General features: G+C 62.3%; 8 protein-coding genes. 3 read left to right on the top strand and 5 right to left on the bottom strand.

Going from position 1 to position 7,104, the window contains the following annotated elements; genetic code table 11:
• Positions 1–1,305, bottom strand: a complete 1,305-nt coding sequence (locus B3849_RS08620) for an HlyC/CorC family transporter (RefSeq protein ID WP_005853373.1) — start codon at positions 1,303–1,305, stop codon at positions 1–3.
• A 64-nt stretch (positions 1,306–1,369) separates the two neighbouring features.
• Between B3849_RS08620 and B3849_RS08625 the strand changes: the two genes are divergently transcribed.
• Entirely contained in the window at positions 1,370–2,197 is an 828-nt protein-coding gene (locus B3849_RS08625; protein ID WP_286780021.1) for a metallophosphoesterase family protein, read from the top strand.
• On the opposite strand, the gene B3849_RS08630 is transcribed toward B3849_RS08625, so the two are convergent.
• Genes B3849_RS08630 through B3849_RS08640 form a run of 3 tightly spaced genes read right to left on the bottom strand, consistent with a single transcriptional unit; the run spans position 2,134 to position 4,822 of the window.
• Positions 2,134–3,108 carry a site-specific tyrosine recombinase XerD gene (locus tag B3849_RS08630; protein WP_278426262.1) on the bottom strand — a complete coding sequence of 325 codons (975 nt, stop codon included), beginning with the start codon at positions 3,106–3,108 and terminating at the stop codon, positions 2,134–2,136. The two genes, B3849_RS08625 and B3849_RS08630, sit on opposite strands and share 64 nt — an antisense overlap.
• Entirely contained in the window at positions 3,108–4,676 is a 1,569-nt protein-coding gene (locus B3849_RS08635) for a hypothetical protein (protein ID WP_278426263.1), read from the bottom strand. The genes B3849_RS08630 and B3849_RS08635 overlap by 1 nt, the downstream gene beginning before the upstream one ends.
• The gene (locus B3849_RS08640; protein ID WP_005853380.1) at positions 4,673–4,822 is read right to left on the bottom strand and encodes a hypothetical protein; all 150 of its coding nucleotides are present in this window, start codon (positions 4,820–4,822) and stop codon (positions 4,673–4,675) included. The genes B3849_RS08635 and B3849_RS08640 overlap by 4 nt, the downstream gene beginning before the upstream one ends.
• 80 nt (positions 4,823–4,902) lie before the next feature.
• On the opposite strand from B3849_RS08640, the gene B3849_RS08645 reads away from it, so the two are divergent.
• The gene (locus B3849_RS08645) at positions 4,903–5,493 is read left to right on the top strand and encodes a shikimate kinase (protein WP_278426264.1); all 591 of its coding nucleotides are present in this window, start codon (positions 4,903–4,905) and stop codon (positions 5,491–5,493) included.
• Entirely contained in the window at positions 5,493–6,608 is a 1,116-nt protein-coding gene (gene aroB, locus B3849_RS08650; protein WP_278426266.1) for a 3-dehydroquinate synthase, read from the top strand. Before B3849_RS08645 ends, aroB begins: the two co-directional genes overlap by 1 nt.
• An 85-nt stretch (positions 6,609–6,693) precedes the next feature.
• On the opposite strand, the gene ssb is transcribed toward aroB, so the two are convergent.
• On the bottom strand, positions 6,694–7,104 hold a 411-nt coding region (ssb, locus tag B3849_RS08655), incomplete at its 5' end, for a single-stranded DNA-binding protein (protein WP_286780022.1).

Below are 7,104 nucleotides of genomic sequence, written 5' to 3' on the forward strand. Positions count from 1 at the left end.
TTACAGGGGGCGGATTTTCAGCTGTGTGATCCGGTTGCCATCGCGGGCGATGACCTCGAACCGGAACCCGTGGAAAGAGAACACCTGATTGGGCGTCGGGATCATCTGCGCTTCGTGGATCACCAGACCGGCGACGGTATTGGCCTCTTCATCCGGCAAGTCCCACTCCGTGGCGCGGTTCAGGTCGCGGATCGTCATGGCCCCATCGACGAAATACTGCCCGTCCTCGGCCTTGGTCACGCCGTGGTCCGCATCCGGGTCGAATTCATCGGTGATCTCGCCCACAATCTCTTCAAGGATATCCTCGAGCGTGATCAACCCCTGAAGCGAGCCATATTCATCCACCACCAGCGCAAAATGGGTGCGGCGCCGTAGGAACTGGCGCATCTGTTCGTCCAGCGTAGATGTCTCGGGCACGAAATAGGGTTTCATCGCGATATCGGCGATTTTGAACGTCTTGAACGGTTTGTCATCCTCGGCGCCGCTGATGTGCTTGTACATGGCACGCAGCAGGTCTTTGGCATGGATCACGCCGATGATGTTCTCGGGATCATCGCGGTAGACGGGCAGGCGGGTGTGGTTGCTTTCCAGGATCTGTTCAAGGATCTGCGAAGGATCATTGGCGGCATCGATCATCTCGATCCCTGACCGGTGGAGCATGACCTCTTCCACCATGCGTTCGCGCAGGTCGAGCGCGCCTAGAATACGGTCGCGATCTTCCTTCTCTACCACCCCTTCAGAGCGGCCGATTTGTAGCGCCCCCGCAATTTCCTCGCGTACGGCAAGGATGTTGCTGTCAGGGTCGATGGTCACGCCGAAAAGGCGCAGGATGCCGCGGACCAGAAACCGCACGGCTGACACCACGGGGCTGAAGATCAGCACCACCAGCGCAATGGGCCGCGACACGGCGGCGGCGGCGGTTTCAGCATTGGTGATCGCATAGGTCTTGGGCAGAACCTCGGCAAAGATCAAAACCAGCAGCGTCATCACCAGCGTCGCCAGCGCCACACCGGATTCGCCAAAGACCCGCGTGAACAGCGCCGTCGCAAGCGAGGCTGCAAGAATGTTCACAAGATTGTTGCCCAGCAGGACAGAGCCGATCAGCCGCTCGTTATCCTCGGTGATCTTGAGCGCACGTTCCGCCCCCTTGGACCCTTTATCCGCCTGACCCCGCAGCTTGCCCCGCGATGCCGCCGTCAGTGCCGTTTCAGACCCCGAGAAGAAGCCGGAAAGCACCAGAAGAAACAGGATGATACCGCTGCTGATCCAAAATGCGCCGTCTAGGATTGCGGGGGCCGTGTCCATTTGTGAGTATACCTTATCCGTTTGCTCATAGGGTTATGGGCGTGTGTGCGGTTTCATTCAAGGGATGAGCAGGGTGAACCATCAAGATTTGGGGCAATTGAACGGGCCGATTGTGCTGTTCGGCGGACCATACTCCAACCTGCAGGCGCTTGATGCGCTGTTTGACCGCGCGCGCGCCTTGGGGGTGGGGGCGGACCGGATGATTTGCACCGGCGACGTCGTGGCCTATTGCGCCGATCCCCATGCCGTCAGCGACAGGATGCAGGACAGTGGCATCGCGGTGGTGGCGGGGAACTGTGAAAAGCAGCTTGCCGCAGGTGCGATGGACTGCGGCTGCGGGTTCGAGGATGGCAGCGCCTGCGATCTGCTGTCGGTCGGCTGGTACGGCTACGCCAGCGCGCAGATCACCCAAGCGCAGCGCGACTGGATGGGGCAGGTGCCGGATATCCTCAGCTTTCACCACGCCGGAAAGCGCTATGCCGTGATCCACGGGGGGCACCATGATATCGCCCGCTTCATCTGGCCCGTCTCGCCCAAGGCCGTTTTCGACGCGGAATGGCAGGCGGTGGAGCGGAGCATCGGTCCGGTGGACGGGATCATCGCAGGGCACTGCGGGGTGGCGTTTGAACGGCAGACAGCGCGGGGGATGTGGATCAACGCCGGTGTCATCGGCATGCCGCCCAACGACGGCGCACCGCAGACCCGTTTTGCGGTGCTTGATGCGGGGCAGATGTCGTTTCACCGGCTTGACTATGACCATGCCGCCGCGGCCCGTGCGATGATGCAGGCGGGGCTGACCCAAGGCTACCACAAAGCGCTAGAGACCGGTCACTGGCCGTCAGAGGATGTCTTGCCGCCGGAACTGCGCCGCCCCGCCTTAGCCAGCGGATGATTTTCCAGCACCAGCTCGGACAGGCGCGCCTCTAGCACATGGGTGTAGATCTCGGTCGTGGCGACATCGGCATGCCCCAACATCGTCTGGATCGCCCGCAGATCGGCCCCATTGGCCAGCAGATGCGTGGCAAAGGCGTGGCGCAGCGTATGGGGGGTTACCTTGGACGGGTCAACCCCGGCGGTCAGGGCAAATTCCTTGATCAGCAAATAGAAACGGTGGCGCGTCAGATATCCGGCGCTGCCGCGGCTGGGGAACAGGTAGATCGACGCGGGTTTGCCCTTGGCCTGTGCGGCCTCGTCGGTTTTATCGCGCTGCACCAGCCATGCCGCCAACGCCTCGCGCGACGGGTCAGACAGGGGCACCAGACGTTCCTTGCCGCCTTTGCCCATGATCAACAGTAAACGCGGATCGCCGCGGGCCGCGCTGACCCGAAGGCTCACCAACTCGCTCACCCGCATGCCGGTGGCGTAGAGCAGCTCCATCAAACAGGTGTTGCGCAGCTGGTCCGAGGTGTTGCGCCCCGAATGACGCGCCGCGTCGAGCAGCTGGTCAACCTCGTCTTCTGACAGCACCTTGGGCAGACGTTTGTCCTGACCCGGACCGGCAATCTGGATCGCGGGGTTATCGCTGCGCCACCCTTCTTCAAACGCGAAACGGTACAGCTGTTTGATCGCCGACAGCCGCCGCGCGCGGGTGGATTTGGCAAGCCCCTGCGCGTCGCACCAGATCAGATAGGCTTCGATATCCTTGCGACCGACCGAGACAAAATCCAATGCGCGGCGGGCGAGGAAACTGTCAAAATCCTTCAGGTCGCGCCCATAGGCGAGTTGAGTGTTCGTAGCCGCGCCAAGTTCTGCCGCCTGCGCCTCTAGGAAGGTTGAAATCCAGTGCAGCAACTCGGTCTGCATCAGTCACGCTCCAGCAAAGACGTCTGCAGGGCAGCCCGCCGCGCGGCATCTTCCAGCCCCAGGGCCCGCAGGGTAGAGATCGCATCGCGCAGGGCAGCCGTGTCGCCGCGGGCGCCGTCCTCCAGCAGGGCAATCGTATGCAGGATGGCGCTGCCCAACTGACCGTTTTGCGCCATTTCAACCAGCCCCTCACGTGGAGTTGGCGTCGTGAACGCGCTGGCAATCCCCTGTGCGTGGGGGATATCGAGCGTGGTTTTCGGGGCCTCCCCGCGCGCGATCTGCGACAGGAATGTAATCTCTGCCGGTGTCGTATCGGTGCTGGTAACCTGCTCGTAGAGCGGTGACAGCAGCAGGATACGGTCACGTAGGGCGGCGCTGGCACCGGTAAGGTCTGTGCTCTGCAAATCCTCGGCATAGAGGGTGGCGAAGGTCACTTCGGTCTCGGCCTGCTGCATGGCGCGCCACGCAGGGCGCAGGGCTTTGGCGATTGCCTCTGTATTGCCGCTGGACATGGCCGTGTCGAACCGCTGGAGCGCTTCGACACGGTCCCACACCCCGCCAGAGGCCGCAGGCTCACGGTCGGTATAAATGCCCAGAAACCGGTTGTCGGGCAGGGCACCGATACGGGTCAGGCGCTCCGCCGCATCCAGCTGCGCCTTCCAGCCCGCGATATCGCGCAGATCGGCCACAGCATAGGCGGCGGGCAGGTTCCGCGTGGGCTGCGGCTCTCCGATCGCTTCAAGAAGCCGGAACTTGAGCGGCGTCATTTCGCGCGGGCCGGGCAGAGGCGCGGCCCCTTCGTAGAGGTCAGGGTTGAGGAACCGGTCCAGCAGCGACAAATCGCTTTCGGGCAGCAGCGCCAGCGCTTGGGCAGACCCCAACGTCAGCGCCGCCGTGTCCCATTCCCCCGACCGCGCAGCGCACAGGATGCGCACGCCATAATCCGTTGTCAGGAAGGGCTTGTCCTTCAGCCGCAGGCAGGCACGATCTTCTGTGCCCAAAAGCAGGCTCACCTGCATCCATAGGCCAAAGTGATCCGGCGAAGTCTCGACACCCGCCTGTTCGATCAGCGACATCGCAGGGTCAAGCGCCGCAGCATCCATCAAGGTGCGCACACGGGCGAGGGCAAGCGCATCGCCCTGTTTCGCGTCCCCCTGCGGCGCGGTTGCTTGCGCCAGCAGCAGGGTAAACAGCAGCGAATGGGCCACGGGCAGGTGAAGCTCCGGCAGACGGTCAAGCTGATGCGCGATATCTTCCGCGGTGCTGCCCGTCCATAAATCCTGCGGCAGCCCTGTCACCTTGGTTGGCACCAACCCGATGGCGCGCGGCCCGCCTTTGCCCAAGGGGGCCACGGTCACGACAGGCGGCAGCGCGGTCCGTGCCACGGGGGCCTCGTCCGGCTTGACGGGGGCCTTGCGCGTCGGTTGCGGCGTCTTGGGACGTTCGCCGAGCCAGTCGATCACCGACAAAGGCGCGTTGCGGTCATTCTGCGCCGCGGTTTGCGCGGCGACACCAAGGGGGAGGGCAATCAGGCAAAAAACGCTTAGCTGCCTGACAAATCGGATCATTGCTGCTCCAACGTCACGGATTCGCGGATTTCGACCTGGGGTGGTGCAAAGTCCGCCCCGAAGAACGGCCCCACATAGGCATAGACCGCAAGGCCGATGAACCCGATAATTGCGAGGTAAATCAGAAACTTGATCAGCTTGCCCATGGAATCCGCCTGCTTTCTTCTGCATCTTTTGACTATTCTATATATGGCCTTTTCGGCAAGATCACGTCATTCACACAAGAATGAGCGAAATTCAGCAATCCCCAGCCGATACGGCCCAAAACACCCCTGGGTACCATCTTAAGAAGACGGTTGTCATGGTGGGTATGATGGGCGCAGGTAAAACCGCCGTAGGCCGCGCTTTGGCCGCGAAACTCGGCGTGCCCTTTGTGGACAGCGACCACGAGATAGAGGCCGCTGCCAATCTGACCGTGCCCGAAATCTTTGAGCGCGACGGCGAACCCTTCTTTCGCAAGCGCGAGACCGAAGTGATCTCGCGTCTGCTGGATAAAGAGCCCGGCATCCTGTCGACCGGCGGCGGCGCCTTTCTGGCGGAAGCCAACCGCGAGAATATCTCGGCCCGCGGGGTGTCGGTGTGGCTGGATGCGGATCTTGACCTGCTGTGGAACCGTGTGCGGTACAAGACCTCGCGCCCGTTGCTGCGCACTGCTGACCCGCGCGGCACCCTGACCGAGCTTTACGAAAAACGTGTGCCAATCTACCGGCTTGCGGATATGACGGTTGCCAGCACGCCGGCGCTGTCGATTGACGCGATGGCGCAGCGCGTGGTGGATGCGCTGGCGGATCGTCCAGATGTACTTGAGGTGCTGTGATGCGAGAAACGGTTCATGTCGGTCTTGAGGGCCGCGCCTATGATGTGGTGATCGGCCCCGATCTGCTGGCCGAAGCAGGCGCTTTGATTGCCCCGCTGTTGCGCCGCAAACGTGTTGTGGTGGTCAGTGATGAAACGGTTGCGGCGCAACATCTGGACAGTTTGCGCGCCGGACTGGACGCCGCTGACATCAGCGTCGAGGCGCTGGCATTGCCGCCGGGCGAGGCCACAAAATGTTGGGCAGAGCTGACCCGCACGGTCGATTGGCTGATGGATCAGAAGGTCGAACGCAACGATGTCGTGATTGCCTTTGGCGGCGGTGTCATCGGCGACCTAGTGGGCTTTGCCGCCGCGATCCTGCGCCGCGGCGTGCGCTTTGTGCAAATCCCGACCTCGCTTCTGGCGCAGGTCGACAGTTCGGTCGGGGGCAAGACGGGGATCAACGTATCGCAGGGCAAGAACCTTGTCGGCGCGTTTCATCAGCCGTCACTGGTATTGGCCGATACGGCCGTGCTTGGCACATTGCAGACGCGCGATTTCCTCGCCGGATATGGCGAAGTCGTCAAATACGGGCTGCTGGGGGATGCGGCCTTCTTTGACTGGCTCGAGGTGAACGCCCCCGCGATGGCCGCTGGCGATATGGCGCTGCGCGTAGAGGCGGTGCGCCGGTCTGTCCAGATGAAGGCCGATATCGTGCTGCGCGACGAAAAGGAACACGGCGACCGCGCGCTGTTGAACCTTGGCCATACCTTCTGCCACGCGCTTGAGGCGGCGACGGGCTATTCCGACCGGCTGCTGCATGGCGAAGGTGTGGCGATCGGCTGTGCGATGGCGTTCGAATTGTCCGCCCGTTTGGGGCTTTGCGCGCAAGAGGACCCCAGCCGCGTCCGCGCGCATCTGCGGGCCATGGGCATGAAAACCGACCTGCGCGACATCGACGGAGATCTGCCGGACGCCGCCTATCTGCTTGATCTGATGGGGCAGGATAAAAAGGTCATCGACGGCAAGCTGCGCTTTATTCTGGCCCGTAGCATTGGCGATGCTTTTGTCACCGCCGATGTCCCCAAGGACGCGGTGCTGCAGCTGCTGGATGACGCGCTGGCCGAACGCCACTAGGGCGCGACGCCCACCCGTCTTAAGTCACGACAAAGAAAAAGGCGGGGAATTCCCCGCCTTAGCTACGTTTGGTATCCGATTGATATCAGAATGGAATTTCATCATCCAGATCGCGCGAGGAACCGCGACCCCCGTCGTTGCCGCCGCCCGAGGGGCCACTGTCATAGCCGCCGCCGTAGCCGCCCTGATCCGACGGGCCACTGTCGTAGCCGCCACCGCCGCCACCGTAGTTGCCACCACCACCACCGGAACCACCACCGTCGCGGCCATCGAGCATGGTCAGCGTGCCGCCAAAGCCCTGCAGGACAACTTCTGTGCTGTATTTATCTTGACCGGACTGATCTTGCCATTTGCGGGTTTGCAGCTGGCCTTCGATATACACTTTGGAACCCTTCTTCAGGTATTGCTCTGCAATGCGCACAAGCCCTTCCTGAAAGATTGCCACCGAATGCCATTCGGTCTTTTCGCGGCGCTCGCCGGTGTTGCGGTCTTTCCA

It is taken from the genome of Sulfitobacter sp. UBA4523, assembly GCF_002388305.1.
In the GTDB taxonomy this organism is placed as follows: Bacteria; Pseudomonadota; Alphaproteobacteria; order Rhodobacterales; family Rhodobacteraceae; genus Sulfitobacter; species Sulfitobacter pontiacus.